Here is a 15,899-nt window from a genome sequence, read left to right on the forward strand (position 1 = left end):
CTGGGCGCTCATAGGACAAGCGTACTGTTAGGGTAGCAACGCGCCGCTGACACAGCCCGTCGCGGCGAGATCTAGCCGGGAGTTGATGTGAGCAGCAATTCATTTGGAGCCCGTGACACGCTCGTTGTCGGGGAAAACAGCTACGAGATTTTCCGCCTCGACGCGGTTCCGGGTACCGAGAAGCTTCCCTACAGCCTCAAGGTGCTTGCGGAGAACCTGCTGCGCACCGAAGACGGCGCCAACATCACCAAGGATCACATCCTGGCCCTGGCCAACTGGGATCCGTCGGCCGAGCCGAGCATCGAAATCCAGTTCACCCCGGCCCGCGTGATCATGCAGGACTTCACCGGCGTGCCTTGCGTCGTCGACCTGGCCACCATGCGTGAGGCCGTCACCGCCCTCGGCGGCGACCCCAACAAGGTCAATCCGCTCTCTCCCGCCGAGATGGTCATCGACCACTCCGTCATCCTCGATGTGTTCGGCACCGCCGACGCCTACGAGAAGAACGTCGCCCTCGAGTACGAGCGCAACGCCGAGCGCTACCAGTTCCTGCGCTGGGGCCAGGGCGCCTTCGACGACTTCAAGGTCGTCCCGCCGGGCACCGGCATCGTCCACCAGGTCAACATCGAATACCTGGCCCGCACCGTCATGGTCCGTAACGGCCAGGCCTACCCCGACACCTGTGTGGGTACCGACAGCCACACCACCATGGAGAACGGCCTGGGCGTGCTGGGCTGGGGCGTCGGCGGTATCGAGGCCGAGGCCGCCATGCTGGGCCAGCCCGTCTCGATGCTGATCCCCCGCGTCGTCGGCTTCAAGCTGACCGGCGAAATCCAGCCGGGCGTCACCGCCACCGACGTGGTGCTGACCGTCACCGACATGCTGCGCAAGCACGGCGTCGTCGGCAAGTTCGTCGAGTTCTACGGCAAGGGCGTCGCCGAGGTGCCGCTGGCCAACCGCGCCACCCTGGGCAACATGAGCCCCGAGTTCGGCTCGACCTGTGCGATCTTCCCGATCGACGAAGAGACCATCAACTACCTGCGCCTGACCGGCCGCACCGACGAGCAGCTGGCGCTGGTCGAGGCCTACGCCAAGACCCAGGGCATGTGGCACGACGCCGACCGCGAGCCGGCCTTCTCGGAGTACCTCGAGCTGGACCTTTCGACGGTCGTGCCGTCGATCGCCGGCCCGAAGCGCCCGCAGGACCGAATCCTGTTGTCGGAGAGCAAGATCGCGTTCCGCAAGGACATCCACAACTACGTGGAGGAGCAGCACCCGGCCGACCACACCAAGCTCGACGAGGCCGTCGAGGAGTCGTTCCCGGCTTCCGACCCGGCCGCCCTGTCGTTCGCGGACGACGGTGCCGTCAACGTCCAGTCCGCCGCCAACGGTGCCGAGGGCCGCCCGAGCAAGCCGGTGCGCGTCAAGGGCGACCGCGGCGAGTTCATCCTCGACCACGGTGCCGTCGCGGTCGCGGGTATCACCTCCTGCACCAACACCTCCAACCCGTCGGTCATGATCGGTGCCGCCCTGCTGGCCCGCAACGCCGTCGAGAAGGGCCTGTCCAGCAAGCCGTGGGTCAAGACCAACATGGCCCCGGGCAGCCAGGTCGTCACCGACTACTACGAGAAGGCCGGCCTGTGGCCGTACCTGGAGAAGCTGGGCTTCTACCTGGGCGGCTACGGCTGCACCACGTGCATCGGTAACACCGGCCCGCTGCCGGAGGAGATCTCCAAGGCCGTCAACGAAGAGGACCTGACCGTCACCGCGGTGCTCTCCGGTAACCGCAACTTCGAGGGCCGCATCTCCCCCGACGTCAAGATGAACTACCTGGCCTCGCCGCCGCTGGTCATCGCCTACGCCCTCGCCGGCACCATGGACTTCGACTTCGAGACGGACTCCCTGGGCAAGGACACCGACGGCAACGACGTCTTCCTGCGCGACATCTGGCCGTCGGCCCAGGAGATCGACGACACCATCAAGAGCGCGATCAGCCAGGACATGTTCCGCAAGTCCTACGCCGACGTGTTCAAGGGCGACGACAACTGGCGCAACCTGCCGACCCCGGACGGCGACACCTTCGCCTGGGACGACGCCTCGACCTACGTCCGCAAGGCGCCGTACTTCGACGGCATGGAGATGGAGCCCGCGCCCGTCACGGACATCAAGGGCGCCCGCGTCATGGCGCTGCTGGGTGACTCGGTGACCACCGACCACATCAGCCCGGCCGGCCCGATCAAGCCGGGTACCCCGGCCGCGGACTACCTGGACGCGCACGGTGTGGCCCGCAAGGACTACAACTCGCTGGGCAGCCGTCGTGGCAACCACGAGGTCATGGTCCGCGGCACCTTCGCCAACATCCGCCTGCAGAACCGCATCCTGGACACCATCGGCCTCGAGGGCACGCAGGGTGGCTACACCCGCGACTTCACCCAGGAGGGTGGCCCGCAGGAGTTCATCTACAACGCGTGCATGAACTACCAGAAGGCCGGCATCCCGCTGGTCGTGCTGGGCGGCAAGGAATACGGTTCGGGCTCCTCGCGTGACTGGGCCGCCAAGGGCACCACACTGCTGGGCGTCAAGGCCGTCATCACCGAGTCGTTCGAGCGCATCCACCGGTCGAACCTGATCGGCATGGGCGTCATCCCGCTGCAGTTCCCGGCCGGCGAGAGCGCCAAGTCGCTGGGCCTGGACGGCACCGAGACCTTCGACATCACCGGCATCGAGGAGCTCAACGCCGGCAAGACACCGAAGACGGTGCACGTCTCCGCCACCAAGGAGGACGGCACCAAGGTCGAGTTCGAGGCCGTGGTCCGGATCGACACCCCCGGTGAGGCCGACTACTACCGCAACGGCGGCATCCTGCAGTACGTGCTGCGCAACATGCTGCGGTCGGGTAGCGAGGCCTGACAACTGGCTGATTCGGTTGGGCAGCCCCCGGGCTGCCCAACCGAACGCCGGTAGGAGTCCTGGTGCCCAAAGTCAGCGACGATCATCTCGCCGCCCGTCGAGCGCAGATCCTCGACGGCGCCCGACGCTGTTTTTCCGAGTTCGGGTACGAAGGTGCGACAGTGCGGCTTCTCGAAGAAGCCACCGCGATGTCGCGCGGCGCGATCTTCCACCATTTCCGCGACAAGGACGCGCTGTTCTTCGCGCTCGCCGAGGAAGACGGCGAGCGGATGGCCGAGACCGTCGAGAAGGACGGCCTCGTGCAGGTCATGCGGAACATGCTGGCCAAGCCGGAGAACTACCAGTGGCTGGGCACCCGGCTGGAGATCGCCCGCCGGCTGCGCACCGACGCCGAGTTCCGCGCCGAGTGGCAGCAGCGCTACGAGGAACTCAACCAGGCCACCATCGCGCGCCTGGAGCGCAAGAAGGCCGCCGGCACGCTGCGTGACGACGTGCCCACCGAAGTGCTGCACATCTATCTCGACCTGGTGCTCGACGGCCTCATCGCGCGGCTGGCCTCAGGGCAGACCGGCGAGGATCTGGCGGCCGTCCTCGACATCGTCGAGGCATCGGTCCGCCGAAAGCCCTAGCGGCTCAACCCTTTCAGCGGTTCGCGCTCATCACCGACAGCAGCTCGTAGCCGACGTGTGCGGCGGCGATGCCCGTCAGCTCGGCGTGGTCGTACGCCGGGGACACCTCGACGATGTCTGCGCCCACCACGTTCAGACCGGTCAGCGAACGCAGCGAATGCAGCAGTTCGCGCGACGTCAGTCCCCCGGCCTCCGGCGTCCCGGTGCCGGGCGCGTGCGCCGGGTCCAGCACGTCGATGTCCACCGAGACGTAGACCGGACCGCCCGCCAGCCGCTTGACCATGCGCTCCCGCACGCTCGCGAGGCCGTCGACCTGGTAGTCGTCGGAGCGGATCACCTGGAAGCCCAGGATCGCGTCGTCCTCGAGGTCCTTCTTGCTGTACAGCGGCCCACGGATACCCATGTGCAGCGAACGCTCCATGTCGATGAGGCCCTCTTCGCTGGCCCGGCGGAACGGTGTGCCGTGCGTGTAGGCGGCGCCGAAGTAGGTGTCCCAGGTGTCGAGGTGGGCGTCGAAATGCAGCACGGCAATGGGGCCGTGGTCGCGGTGCAGTGACCGCAGGATCGGCAGCGCGATGGTGTGGTCGCCGCCGAGCGTCAGCACGGCGCTGCCGTCCTTGCGCAGCGCGGTCACCTCGGTGTCGATGGTCTCGATGGCCTCGTTGATGTTGAACGGGTTGACGCCGATGTCGCCGGCGTCGGCGACCTGCTGATTGGCGAACGGTGACACGTCGAGCGCCTGGTTGTAGGGCCGCAGCAGCTTGGACGCGGCACGGATGTGGCCCGGGCCGAAGCGCGCGCCCGCGCGGTAGGACACGCCGGTGTCGAACGGGACGCCGAGGATCGTGACGTCGGGCGCGGACACCTGGTCCAGGCGCGCCACCCGGGCGAACGTGGCCGGCTCGGCGTAGCGCGGGAACCGGCTCGCATCGACCTGGCCGATGATCTCGCGGCCGTCGGGCGCGGTGGTCGTGATGTACCGGTCGAAGCTCATCAGTTCTCCAAAGTCGTGGCGTGTGGCTTGGGTCTCATTGTTTCCGGCAGTAGAATTATTGTCAACCTTTGTTTCCTAGGAGGAAATCGTGGGCGGTTCGCCGGCAACGCAACTAACGATCGCTGCCCGGTTGAAGGCCGCCCGCAGCGCCAAGCGCATGACCCTCGACGAGCTCGCCGCCGCCAGCGGCGTGACCAAGGGCTACCTGTCGAAGGTCGAACGCGGCCAGTCCAACGCGTCGGTCGCCGCCCTCATCCGCATCTGCGACGCACTCGAACTCCAGGTCGGTTCCCTGTTCGACGAGACCCCCGTCGGCGAGGTGGTCCGCGCCGGCGAATACCCGCCCATCGAGTTCGGCGGCACCCGGATGACCGAATTCCAGCTGACACCGACGGGCGAGCGCCGATTCCAGGTCCTGCTGAGCGACATCGCGCCCGGCGGCGGCAGCGGGAGCGACACCTACTCGCTGCCGGCCGAGGTGGAGTTCGCCATGGTCACCGAAGGCCGGCTGCACATCGACTTCGTCGAGGGCAACGGCAGCCGCATCACCCTCGAGGCGGGCGACGCGCTGACCTTCGAGGCCGACCGCCCGCACGCCTTCCACGCCGACGCGCAGTCCGGCGCCAAGGTGTTGTGGGTGCTTACCCCGGCGCTGACGCAGCGGCGGCTGGCCGAGGCTGCCGAGTAGTCAGGCGGCCGTCAGCTCCTGGCGGCTGCGTTCGACGGCGGCGTGCTCGTCACTCAGATCGACATCACGGGTCAGGACGTAGTACGCCACCCCGGACACCGCGAGGCCGACGAGGAACGAGATGTCCACTCCCCCAAGCAACTTGGCGAAAGGTCCCACGTAGAAGTGCAGTGAGATGAACGGCACCATCGCCGCCATGCCGAGGAAGTACGCCGCCAGTCCGCGCCAGGACCACCGGCCGTAAATGCCGTCGGGCCGGAAGATGTCGACTATCGAATAGTGGCCGCGCCGAACGAAATAGAAGTCGACCAGATTGACCGCCGTCCACGGGATGAGGAAGTACAGCATCAACAGCACGAACGTGTTGAACGACTCGAGGTAACCCTCCGGCAGCGACAGGGCGACGCCGAACGCGACCAACGACGTCAGCGCGATGCCGAGCACCCGCAGGCGCACGGTGGGCGTGATCGGCCGGAAGGCGTCCAGTGCGCTCATGCTCGTCAGGCTCGCGCCGTAGGCGTTGACGGACATGATGGTCACCAGCGCGATCGACGCCACCACGACGGTGAAAGTGCCGAAGCCGGGCAGCAATTGGTTGCCGACGGTCTGGATCGAGACGATCGCGTCCGGCGTCGGCAGCGCCGACGCCAGCACCGCACCCAGCGACATCAGCCATACCGACGAACCCGCGGCACCCAGATACGTCCACCAGATGACGTGCTTGGCCGAGGTGTTCTCCGGCAGGTAGCGCGAGTAGTCGGACACGTACACCGCATACGAGATCTGGTATCCGGCCGCCGCCGCGAACTGCATCAGGAACACCGTCAGCGAGAACTTGCCGCCGTCGGGAACCGCCGCATTCAGGTGCAGGGTCGACAACGCGTAGACGGTGAGCACACCGAACACGACGATCAGCAGGTATGTCAGCCACCGCTGCACGACCATCATCAGGTCGAAGCCGACGACGGCGATGACGATGGCCGCCACCATCAGCCCGAGGTACCAGAGCCAGTTCGGGCCCGCGAAAACCGTCTTGAAGCCCGACGTGGCGAGGATGGTGTTGAAGACGTTGAAGCCGATGTACACGAAGATCACGGCGACGAACGGGACGAGCGCACCACGCGAGCCGAACTGCGCACGCGACTGGATCATCTGCGGCAGACCCATCGTGGGGCCCTGGTTGGCGTGGAAGCACATGAAGAGCGTCCCGAAGCAGGCGCCGGCGACCGCGGCCAGCACCGACCATCCCGCGGACAGGCCGTTGGCCGGCCCGAGGAAGCCCGTGACCATCGTGGTCAGCACGAAGTTGCCGGTGAACCAGAACGGCGCCTGGTGGTGCACCTTGCCCCTGCGTTCCCCGGTCGGGATCCAGTCGATGGACCGGGTCTCGATTGCACCTGCCATGGCATCCCCTTTGATGTGGCTCAGATCACTGGCCTCAGAGTAGGCATTCACTGTCGCCAAAGGCAACAATTGTTTCCTAGCTCACTCCACATGTTGACAGATGGGAGTGACGTACCGCACTCTGTTACGCGAGTCACAAATCTCGTGGCGCGCCCTCCTCTCCACGGAGCTCCCCTTGGCCATCACCGAGGCCCCACGGCCGGGCATCCTGCGCGCCATGAGCGCACAAAAATCCGTCGACGACATCGTCGCCGCCAACGAAACCCCGGACGGCCCCCACCTCAAGCGCTCGATGGGCTTCATCCATCTGACCGCCCTGTCCATCGGCGCGACGCTCGGCACCGGAATCTTCGTCATCCTCGGCGCCGCCGTGCCGAAAGCCGGTCCGGCAGTCCTGCTGTCGTTCATCCTCGCCGCCGTCACCGCGCTGTTCTCGGCGCTGTCCTACGCCGAACTGGCGGGCACCATCCCCGTCTCCGGCAGCTCCTACTCCTACGCGTACGCCACCCTGGGCGAGTTCTGGGCCTGGGTGTGCGGCTGGTGCCTCATGCTCGAATACGGAGTCTCGGTCGCCGCCGTCGCCGTCGGCTGGGGCGGCTACATCAACACGCTGCTCCACCAGCTGTTCGGCATCGAGCTACCCGCCGCCGTCACCGGCGCACCCGGCGAAGGCGGCGTCATCAACCTGCCGGCCATCACGATCGTGGTCCTCGCCTCGATACTGCTGCTGCGGGGCGCCTCCGAGTCGGCCGTCGTCAACACCGCGATGGTCATCCTCAAATGCGTCGTGCTGGTGTTCTTCTGCGCCGTCGCGTTCACGGCGTTCAAGGCCGGCAACCTCACGCCGTTCATGCCGCTGGGCTTCCTCGGCGTCTCCGCCGCCGCCTCGCAGGTCTTCTTCTCGTACATCGGGTTCGACGCGGCATCCACCGCGGGCAACGAGGCCAAGGACCCGAAGCGGGACCTGCCGCGCGCCATCATGGCCTCGCTGCTGATCGTCACGGTGCTGTACCTCGCCGTGGCGCTGGCCGCCCTCGGCGCGATGAGCTGGACCAAGTTCAGCGCCGACGAAGGCGCCACCCTGGCCGTCGCCCTCAGCGGCATCACCAGCAGCAATGTGCCGGCCATCATCCTGTCGATCGGCGCCGTCATCGCCATCGCAAGCGTCGTCCTCGCCGTCCAGTACGGTCAGACCCGCATCCTGTACACCATGGCCGTCGACGGCCTGGTGCCCGCGCTGTTCGCCAAGATCAACCCGCGGACCTTCGTGCCGACCTGGAACATCGTCATCTGCGGCGTCGTCGTGTCACTGCTCGCCGGTTTCGTGTCGCTGGGTGAGCTGGCCAACGCCACCTCGATCGGCTGCCTCTTCGCCTTCGCGCTGGTCAATGTCGCCGTCATCATCCTGCGGCGCACGCGCCCCGACCTGCATCGCACGTTCCGCCTGCGGCTGTTCCCCGTCGCACCGGTGCTGGGTTTCCTGTTCTGCTGTTACCTGATGTGGGCCCTGCCCGTCGCGACGTGGATCGCGTTCGGCATCTGGGGTGCCCTCGGCCTGGCGGTGTACTTCGGCTACAGCATCCGCAAGTCCAAGCTGCGCGTGGACGTCGCGTAGATGATCACCGTCGGCATGTTCCAAGGCCCGCAGGAATCGGGGACCGTCGCCGAGAACCTCAAGGCCATCGCCGCGGCGGCGCGGCGGGCCGCAGATGCGGGCTGCCGGATTCTCGTCACGCCCGAGATGTCGGCGACCGGTTACAACATCAGCACCGAGATCGCCGCCCGCGCCGAGTCCGCAGACGGCCCGATCTTCCAGGCTGTCCGGAACATCGCGCGCGACAACGGGATCGCCGTCGTCTACGGGTATCCCGAGGTCGCAGAAGGCAAGCCGTACAACAGCGTCCAGGTCGTCGACCGGGACGGTGCAGCCCTGGCCAACTACCGCAAGACCCACCTGTATGGCTTCGACCGCGAGTTCTTCACCCCGGGCGCCGACTGGGTCGCGCAGTTCGAACTCGACGGCGTCACCTGCGGACTGCTGATCTGCTATGACATCGAATTCCCGGAGAACGCCCGCGCGCACGCCGACGCCGGCACCCAGTGGCTCGTCGTCCCCACCGGGCTCATGGAGCCGTGGAGTTTCGTTGCGACGCATATCGTTCCGGCGCGCGCCTACGAGAGCCAGCTGTTCCTGTCGTACGTCAACCGCACGGGCTTCGAGAACGGCCTCGAGTACTGCGGACTGAGCTGCACCATCGCGCCCGACACGACCGAACTGTGTCGCGCCGGCCGGACCGAGGACCTCCTCGTCACCCACATCGATCCCGACGCGGTGGCCATGTCCCGCGCCGTCAACACCCATCTCGGCGATCGCCGCCGAGATCTCTACCAGGAGAACCAGACCCGATGACCGTCCCCCAGCCCATCGAAGAGACGCAGCTGTCGGAGACCGGAGCACGGTCGCCCGACAAGCCGATCACGATGTTCGGTCCCGACTTCCCGTTCGCGTACGACAACTACGTGTCCTCCGCCGACGGCCTCGGCAAGATCCCCGCCGACCGCCACGGCACCGAGATCGCGATCGTCGGCGCCGGTTGCGCGGGCCTCACCGCCGCCTACGAACTCATGAAGATGGGCCTGAAACCCGTTGTGTACGAAGCGGATCAGATCGGCGGCCGGATGCGGTCCATCCCGTTCGAGCACGCTCCCGAAGCCGTCGCCGAAATGGGCGCCATGCGCTTCCCACCCACGTCCACGACGCTGTACCGGTACTTCGACAAGGTCGGCATCGAGACCATCGAATTCCCGAACCCGCTGGGCCCCGCGACCCCCAGCACCGTCGTCGACCTCAAGGGCCAGACGTACTACGCCGAGAAACTCGCCGACCTGCCGCAGGCCTTCACCGACGTCGCCGACGCCTGGCGCAAGACGCTCGAGGACGGCGCCGACCTGCACGCGATCCAGAACGCCATCCGCGAACGCGACACCCAGGCCCTGAAGTCCGCCTGGGGCAAGCTCGTTCGCGAACTCGACGACGAGACGTTCTGGGGCTTTCTGACCAAGTCGCACCACTTCAAGTCGTTCGAGCTGCGTGAGATCTTCGGAAAGGTCGGCTTCGGCACGGGCGGCTGGGACACCGACTACCCGAGCTCGATGCTCGAAATCCTGCGCGTGGTGCTCACCGAGGCCGACGACAACCACCGCGGCGTGGTCGGCGGATCGCAGCAGCTGCCGCTGCGGTTGTGGAAGCGCTCCCCGCAGCGCCTCGCCCACTGGCCTGCCGGCACCTCGCTCGAATCGCTGCACGGCGGCCGGACCCGCGGTGCCGTCACCGACATCCGGCGCACGCACCCGAACCGCTACACCATCACCGACGCCGACGGCGAGACACGCACCTACGACGCCGTCATCGTCACCGCCCAATCGTGGATGCTGCTCAACAACATTCGCTGCGACGACGACCTGTTCCCGTCCAACGTGTGGTCGGCCATCGAGCAGACGCACTACATGGGTTCGTCCAAGGTGTTCGTACTGGTCGACCGACCGTTCTGGAAGGACAAGGACGCCCAGGGCCGCGACGTCATGTCGATGACGCTGACCGACCGGATGAGCCGCGGCACCTATCTGCTCGACCAGGGGCTCGACGCCGACGGCAACGAGAAGCCCGGCGTCATCTGCCTGTCGTACACCTGGGAGGACGACTCCCGGAAGATCGTGCCGCTGGGCGCCACCGAGCGCATGGATCTGATGCTCAAGTCGCTGCAGGCGATCTACCCGAACGTGGACATCCGCAGCCACATCATCGAGACGCCCAAGACGGTCTCGTGGGAGACCGAGCGCAACTTCATGGGTGCGTTCAAGGCGAACCTGCCGGGCCACTACCGCTACCAGGAGCTGCTGTACACGCACTTCATGCAGCGTGACCTCGACGCGCGGCATCGCGGCATCTACCTGGCGGGCGACGACATCTCGTGGACGGCGGGCTGGGCGGAGGGCGCGATCACCACGGCGCTCAACGCGGTGTGGGCCGTGATGGACCAGTTCGGCGGGTCGACCTCGCCCACCAACCCCGGTCCGGGCGACGTCTTCGACATGATCGCCCCGGTCCGACTGACCGACGAAATCTAAGGAGCACCAACGGGTTACGCCGCGACTGACTGTTCACGGCGAAAGCGGCTGGGCCGCAGGGTCGTTCAGGCGATCTTGCGGCTGCGGTGGTTCGGGCCGCCGCGGCTGCGCATCACCGCGCCGGACTGCACCAGCATGCTGTGCACCGACCCATAGGATTTTCCGGACGTGGCCACCAATGACCTGATACTGGCGCCGCTCTCGTAGGCGTTACGCAGCTGGGTCATCATCTGGTCGCGAGATGCCTTGGATTGCCTCATCGCCGGTCCCCTGACTCTCCCCCGGCGGTATACCGGGCTGACGGGAATCAGCGTAAGAACAGCGCTCGCTCGGCGCGGGCGATTCGGTGAATCAGGTCAGGCCAATTCGATGAGATCGCGGTAGGTGTCCGACCAGAAGTCCTCGGTGGCGTCCGGCAGCAGCAGCACGCGCTGCGGATTGAGCGCTTCGGCCGCGCCCGGATCGTGCGTCACGAGCACCACCGAACCCGCGTAACTGCGCAGCGCGTCGAGCACCTGCTCGCGCGACGCCGGATCCAGGTTGTTGGTCGGCTCGTCGAGCAGCAGCACGTTGGCGGTCGAGGCGACGAGGCCGGCCAGCGCCAACCGGGTCTTCTCACCACCGGACAGCGTGCCGGCGGGCTGATCCAGCTGCGGACCCGTGAACATGAACGCGCCCAACAGGCCACGCAGATCCTGTTCCCCGGTGTCGGGGGCGGCGTGCCGGATGTTCTCCCACACCGTCGCGGCGTTGTCGAGGGTGTCGTGCTCCTGCGCGAAGTACCCGATCTTGAGGCCGTAGCCCGGTTCGATGCCACCGGCGTCGGCGGTCTCCACGCCGGCCAGCAGGCGCAACAGCGTCGTCTTACCGGCGCCGTTGAGGCCGAGGACCACGACCCGCGAGCCCCGGTCGATGGCGAGGTCGACGCCGGTGAAGATCTCCAGCGAGCCGTAGGTCTTGGTCAGGCCCTTGACGATCAGTGGGGTCTTGCCGCACGGCGCCGGCGTCGGGAACTTGATCTTGGCGACCTTGTCGGCCACCCGCTCGGCGTCGAGCTCGGCGATCATGCGCTCGGCGCGGCGCAGCATGTTCTGTGCGGCAACGGCTTTGGTGGCCTTGGCGCCCATCTTGGCGGCCTGCGCCCGCAGCGCACCCGCCTTCTTCTCGGCGTTGGCGCGTTCACGGCGGCGGCGCTGCTCGTCGGTGGCGCGGGCATCGAGGTACTTCTGCCAGCCCATGTTGTAGACGTCGGCCTCGCCGCGCACGGCGTCGAGGAACCACACCCGGTTCACCACGTCGGCGAGCAGTTCGACGTCGTGGCTGATCACCACGAGACCGCCGGTGTGGCTCTGCAGGAACGTGCGCAGCCAACCGATCGAGTCGGCGTCGAGGTGGTTGGTCGGCTCGTCCAGCAGCAGCGTGGTGTTGGAGCCGGAGCCCTCCGAGGCCGCGAACAGGATGCGGGCCAGTTCGATACGACGACGCTGACCACCCGACAGGGTCCGCAGCGGCTGCGTCAGCACGCGGTCCGGCAGGCCGAGGCTGGCGCAGATGCGGCCGGCGTCGCTCTCGGCGGCGTATCCACCGAGGGCCGAAAACCGTTCCTCCAGAACGCCGTACCGGCGCACCGCCTTGTCGCGGGCGGCCTCGTCGACCACCTCGGCCATGATGGCCTGCTGCTTCTCCAGGTCGGCCAGCAGCGTGTCCAGGCCGCGGGCCGAGAGCACTCGGTCGCGGGCCAGGACGTCCAGATCGCCTTCCTTCGGATCCTGCGGCAGGTAACCGACCTCGCCGATGCGCTCGACCGTCCCGGCATACGGCTGGCCTTCACCGGCCAGGATGCGCAGCGTCGTGGTCTTGCCGGCACCGTTGCGGCCGACCAGACCGATCCGGTCGCCCGGCTGGATCCGCAGCGCGGAACCCTCGAAGGCCAGCAGCGTGCGCGCTCCGGCGCGGACCTCCAGGTCCGTTGCGGTGATCACGCAGCTGCCTCCTAGCTCATTTGTCGTCCGTGAAGACCGCGGGTCGTTTCTCGGCGCGCGCGGCAACCGCCTCTTCGAAGTTGGCGGTGAGCAGTCGGATGAAGAGCTGACCCAGGCCTTCGGCCTGCATATGGCTCTCCAGACTACCGGCGTCCAGTCCACTCCAGAGAGTCCGCTTGGTCAATTCAATTCCCGGGCGGGAGAACGAGCCGATGCGCTCGGCCATGTCGAAGCAGGTTTGCAGGAGCTGATCGTCGGCGACGGTCCGCGACACGAGACCGATCCGCTCGGCCTCGGCCGAGTCGATGTCCCGGCCGGTGAGCATCACCTCGAACGCCCGCGATGTGCCGATGGCCCGCGGCAGCAGATAGGACAGGCCCAATTCGCTGGCCGTCAGACCGTTGTTGATGCCCGCGGCCCGGAAGTAGGCGCCCTCGCCGGCGACGCGGATGTCGCACGCCAGCGCGAGGCACAGGCCACCGCCGATCGCCGCTCCGTTGACCGCCGCGATCACCGGTTGGTGCAGCTTGCGCAGGGCGAGGATGACGTCGTCGAGCACTTCCATGGACCGCAACGCGAACGTCGGCCGGGTCAGTCCCGCGACGTGCGGCACCGAACCGGCCGACTTGTGGTCGGCGCCGGAGGAGAACCCGCGCCCCGCGCCGGTCAGGACGACCGCGCGGACATCGTTGTCGTTGGTGATGTCATCGAGCGCCGCCTTGAGCGGGACCATGACGTCGAAGGCCATGGAGTTCATCCGCTCGGGGCGGTTGAGGGTGACCAGTGCGACGCCGGGGCGCGGACGGTCGACGAGTACCAGTGGGTTCTGTTCGCTCACGTCCTGCACGCTAGCGGGTGCGCAATGTCACACCCGCCGGCAGTGCTAGGCGTCGGTGGCGTCACCCTTTTCCGCCATCGCGGCGTCGATGTCGAATTCCTTGATCTGGCTGATGACCTCGTCGAGCTGGTTGGCCGCCAGCATGCCCGAGTGCCGGAACACGAGCTGGCCCTTCTTGAACGCCATCAGGGTCGGGATGGCCTGGATCTCGGCGGCGGAGGCCAGCGCCTGCTCGGCCTCGGTGTCGACCTTGGCGTGGAAGACGTCGGGGTGCTTGTCCGACGATGCGGTGAACGTCGGGGCGAACGCCCGGCACGGCCCGCACCATGACGCCCAGAAGTCCACCAGCACGATGTCGTTGTCGCTGATGATGCCGTTGAATTCGGCGGCGGTGATGTCCTTGGTGCTCACGCTTCTCCCAACATTGCGGTGTACCTGCTTGTTCCCGGTATCTGGTCGGCTCAATCCTGGTCTGGTCAGCTCAATCGCGCCAGCGCAGTGGCCGCGTCGTAGCCATTGAACCCGTCCAGGGTGCCGCTGCGCAGGCGGTTGACCCAACCGGGCACTGCAGCCGTCCTCCGATCGGTCGAACATGTCAAATCCTGGCCATTTACTACCAAAGGGCCGGGTACCATCCCCGCATGTCGCTAGGGGTCCATGAGCGGTTTGCGGACTTCACCATCATCCGCCGCATCGGGGCAGGCGGAATGGGCGAGGTCTATCTGGCCCAGCACCCCCGACTGCCGCGGCGGGACGCATTGAAACTGCTGGCTGGCGAGGCCTCATCCGACCCCGAATTTCGCGAACGCTTCTTACGTGAAGCCGACCTCGCCGCTACGTTGTGGCATCAGCACATCGTCGGGGTGCACGATCGCGGCGAGTTTCACGGTCAACTGTGGTTGTCGATGGACTACGTCGACGGTGAGGACGCCAGCACGCTTCTGAAGCGACAGTACGCGAGCGGAATGCCGATCGACCTCGTCACGGAAGTCGTCACCGCAATGGGATCGGCTCTGGACTACGCCCACGGCAAGGGACTGCTGCACCGAGATATCAAACCGGCCAACATCCTTCTAACCAAACCCGATGACAATGGCGGTCGGCGCATCCTGCTGAGCGACTTCGGGATTGCTAGGACTATGGACGACCGAGGCGGACTGACTGCCACCAATATGACAGTTGGCACCGTCGATTACGTTGCACCCGAACAACTTCTGGGCGAGACGCTCGACGGCCGCGCAGATCAGTATGCACTGGCAGCGACCGCATACCACCTCCTAACCGGCACGGTGCTGTTCCCAAATTCCAACGCCGCAGTGGTAATTAGCCACCACCTGCGTTCGTCGCCGCCTCCGTTGTCGGCCGTCCGCCCAGACCTCGCGGCGTTTGATCCGGTGTTTACTGCCGCACTGGCCAAAGACCCCAACGACCGCTTCGCAACATGCACAGATTTTGCGAAGGCGTTTGCGGCGCGGCGCGGCCTCGCGGCCGCAGCACCGACCATCGCTGCCGTCTTCCCAGGTGTCACGATGGCTCGCGAGGCTGCTCTGCCTTTTGTGCCACCGCCAGCAGCCGCATCACCTCCCGAATCCATCCGCACGCGTCGAGCGGCGTGGGCTGTATTCGCCGCGGTCGCACTCGGCGCCCTCGCCCTCATCGGAGGGTTCATGCTGGTGTCCAAACGGAATAATTCGACAACGGCAGCCGCCCAACAGACAATCGTGACGGTCTCGGTGCCGTTGCCACAGTCATCGCCGAGCCTCACCATTAGCAGTGCCGCTGTGCCACCTTCAACGGTTACTGTGACCCGGCCGTCGCCAGTGATCGTCGCACCAACTGTCGCCGCATCGCCCTTACCTACCGGCGTAGTTATCGGCACATGCGATGAAGGCGGATCCTGCGGCGTACAACAGCGGATTGCGCCGCACACCAATGCCACTCGCTTGTACCCCGATGATTTGAGAGACGGCATGACGGTCACGATTGCGTGTCAGACGACGGGGGACGCGCGATCAAGCGCGGGTCACAGCTCCAGCAAGACCTGGGTGCGTCTGACAAACGGAGCCTATGTGAACTCCGTCTACCTCGATATCGAGCCAGCGTGGGTCCCATACTGCTGACCGCCGCAACCGATCGAACCCGCTATCGGTTGGCGCGAATCATTCTGTGCACCATGGTGTTTGGGACGGTTGGTTGTTCCACCCCGGCACGTCAGCCCGCCGCGGCACAGCTCTCGATCGTCCGCTCCACGATAGCGTCCCGGGGAGTGGTGGACTTCGGATCTGGCGTGGTTCACGCGTTGTGATCAACGAGTCATGGTGAACGC

The 15,899-nt window shown here is 66.5% G+C and carries 13 protein-coding genes; 7 read left to right on the forward strand and 6 right to left on the reverse strand.

Annotation, left to right across the window (positions count from 1 at the left end; all coding sequences use genetic code 11):
- The first annotated feature begins 87 nt into the window (after positions 1 to 87).
- Positions 88 to 2,910 carry an aconitate hydratase AcnA gene (gene acnA / locus ACJH7A_RS26380; protein WP_406802962.1) on the forward strand — a complete coding sequence of 941 codons (2,823 nt, stop codon included), beginning with the start codon at positions 88 to 90 and terminating at the stop codon, positions 2,908 to 2,910.
- 62 nt (positions 2,911 to 2,972) lie between these two features.
- Positions 2,973 to 3,539 carry a TetR/AcrR family transcriptional regulator gene (locus ACJH7A_RS26385; protein ID WP_061000866.1) on the forward strand — a complete coding sequence of 189 codons (567 nt, stop codon included), beginning with the start codon at positions 2,973 to 2,975 and terminating at the stop codon, positions 3,537 to 3,539.
- Between the two features lie 13 nt (positions 3,540 to 3,552).
- On the opposite strand, the gene speB is transcribed toward ACJH7A_RS26385, so the two are convergent.
- A complete protein-coding gene (speB, locus tag ACJH7A_RS26390; RefSeq protein WP_061000868.1) occupies positions 3,553 to 4,533 on the reverse strand; it encodes an agmatinase in 981 nt (326 codons plus the stop codon).
- Between the two features lie 88 nt (positions 4,534 to 4,621).
- Between speB and ACJH7A_RS26395 the strand changes: the two genes are divergently transcribed.
- A complete protein-coding gene (locus ACJH7A_RS26395; protein ID WP_061000870.1) occupies positions 4,622 to 5,221 on the forward strand; it encodes a helix-turn-helix domain-containing protein in 600 nt (199 codons plus the stop codon).
- Here the strand turns inward: ACJH7A_RS26395 and ACJH7A_RS26400 are convergent, their stop codons facing one another.
- Positions 5,222 to 6,625, reverse strand: coding sequence for a cytosine permease (locus tag ACJH7A_RS26400; RefSeq protein ID WP_061000971.1), 1,404 nt, complete (start codon positions 6,623 to 6,625; stop codon positions 5,222 to 5,224).
- 217 nt (positions 6,626 to 6,842) lie between these two features.
- On the opposite strand from ACJH7A_RS26400, the gene ACJH7A_RS26405 reads away from it, so the two are divergent.
- From ACJH7A_RS26405 to ACJH7A_RS26415, 3 genes are read left to right on the forward strand one after another with little or no spacing between them, the layout of a single operon-like run.
- Positions 6,843 to 8,240, forward strand: coding sequence for an amino acid permease (locus tag ACJH7A_RS26405; RefSeq protein ID WP_371824571.1), 1,398 nt, complete (start codon positions 6,843 to 6,845; stop codon positions 8,238 to 8,240).
- Positions 8,241 to 9,035 (forward strand): carbon-nitrogen hydrolase family protein, encoded by a 795-nt coding sequence (locus tag ACJH7A_RS26410; protein ID WP_133427681.1) that lies wholly within the window; start codon positions 8,241 to 8,243, stop codon positions 9,033 to 9,035.
- A complete protein-coding gene (locus ACJH7A_RS26415) occupies positions 9,032 to 10,753 on the forward strand; it encodes a flavin monoamine oxidase family protein (protein ID WP_406802963.1) in 1,722 nt (573 codons plus the stop codon). Before ACJH7A_RS26410 ends, ACJH7A_RS26415 begins: the two co-directional genes overlap by 4 nt.
- Before the next feature lie 65 nt (positions 10,754 to 10,818).
- Here ACJH7A_RS26415 and ACJH7A_RS26420 read toward each other — a convergent pair whose 3' ends face one another.
- The 4 genes from ACJH7A_RS26420 to trxA all read right to left on the reverse strand — a co-directional run bounded on the left by ACJH7A_RS26420 (position 10,819) and on the right by trxA (position 13,984).
- Positions 10,819 to 11,013, reverse strand: a complete 195-nt coding sequence (locus ACJH7A_RS26420) for a helix-turn-helix domain-containing protein (protein WP_029105025.1) — start codon at positions 11,011 to 11,013, stop codon at positions 10,819 to 10,821.
- A gap of 96 nt (positions 11,014 to 11,109) precedes the next feature.
- Positions 11,110 to 12,735: an ABC-F family ATP-binding cassette domain-containing protein gene (locus ACJH7A_RS26425; RefSeq protein ID WP_061000875.1), complete on the reverse strand. Its 1,626-nt coding sequence runs from the start codon at positions 12,733 to 12,735 to the stop codon at positions 11,110 to 11,112.
- 16 nt (positions 12,736 to 12,751) lie between these two features.
- On the reverse strand, positions 12,752 to 13,582 hold the full coding sequence (locus tag ACJH7A_RS26430) for an enoyl-CoA hydratase (RefSeq protein WP_406802964.1): 831 nt from the start codon (positions 13,580 to 13,582) through the stop codon (positions 12,752 to 12,754).
- 36 nt (positions 13,583 to 13,618) lie between these two features.
- The gene (trxA, locus tag ACJH7A_RS26435) at positions 13,619 to 13,984 is read right to left on the reverse strand and encodes a thioredoxin (protein WP_318984587.1); all 366 of its coding nucleotides are present in this window, start codon (positions 13,982 to 13,984) and stop codon (positions 13,619 to 13,621) included.
- 230 nt (positions 13,985 to 14,214) lie between these two features.
- On the opposite strand from trxA, the gene ACJH7A_RS26440 reads away from it, so the two are divergent.
- Complete coding sequence (locus ACJH7A_RS26440) at positions 14,215 to 15,693, forward strand: serine/threonine-protein kinase (protein ID WP_406802965.1); 1,479 nt, start codon at positions 14,215 to 14,217, stop codon at positions 15,691 to 15,693.
- Positions 15,694 to 15,899 lie beyond the last annotated feature (206 nt).

This window comes from Mycobacterium sp. SMC-17 (genome assembly GCF_045310915.1).
Lineage (GTDB): Bacteria > Actinomycetota > Actinomycetes > Mycobacteriales > Mycobacteriaceae > Mycobacterium.

What these genes read in the sequence shown, in the direction of transcription:
- ACJH7A_RS26405 (WP_371824571.1), top strand. Translation starts at nt 6,843, where the DNA reads ATGAGCGCACAAAAATCCGTCGACGACATCGTCGCCGCCAACGAAACC.
- ACJH7A_RS26420 (WP_029105025.1), bottom strand. Translation starts at nt 11,013, where the DNA reads ATGAGGCAATCCAAGGCATCTCGCGACCAGATGATGACCCAGCTGCGT.
- ACJH7A_RS26410 (WP_133427681.1), top strand. Translation starts at nt 8,241, where the DNA reads ATGATCACCGTCGGCATGTTCCAAGGCCCGCAGGAATCGGGGACCGTC.
- ACJH7A_RS26400 (WP_061000971.1), bottom strand. Translation starts at nt 6,625, where the DNA reads ATGGCAGGTGCAATCGAGACCCGGTCCATCGACTGGATCCCGACCGGG.
- ACJH7A_RS26440 (WP_406802965.1), top strand. Translation starts at nt 14,215, where the DNA reads ATGTCGCTAGGGGTCCATGAGCGGTTTGCGGACTTCACCATCATCCGC.
- speB (WP_061000868.1), bottom strand. Translation starts at nt 4,533, where the DNA reads ATGAGCTTCGACCGGTACATCACGACCACCGCGCCCGACGGCCGCGAG.
- ACJH7A_RS26415 (WP_406802963.1), top strand. Translation starts at nt 9,032, where the DNA reads ATGACCGTCCCCCAGCCCATCGAAGAGACGCAGCTGTCGGAGACCGGA.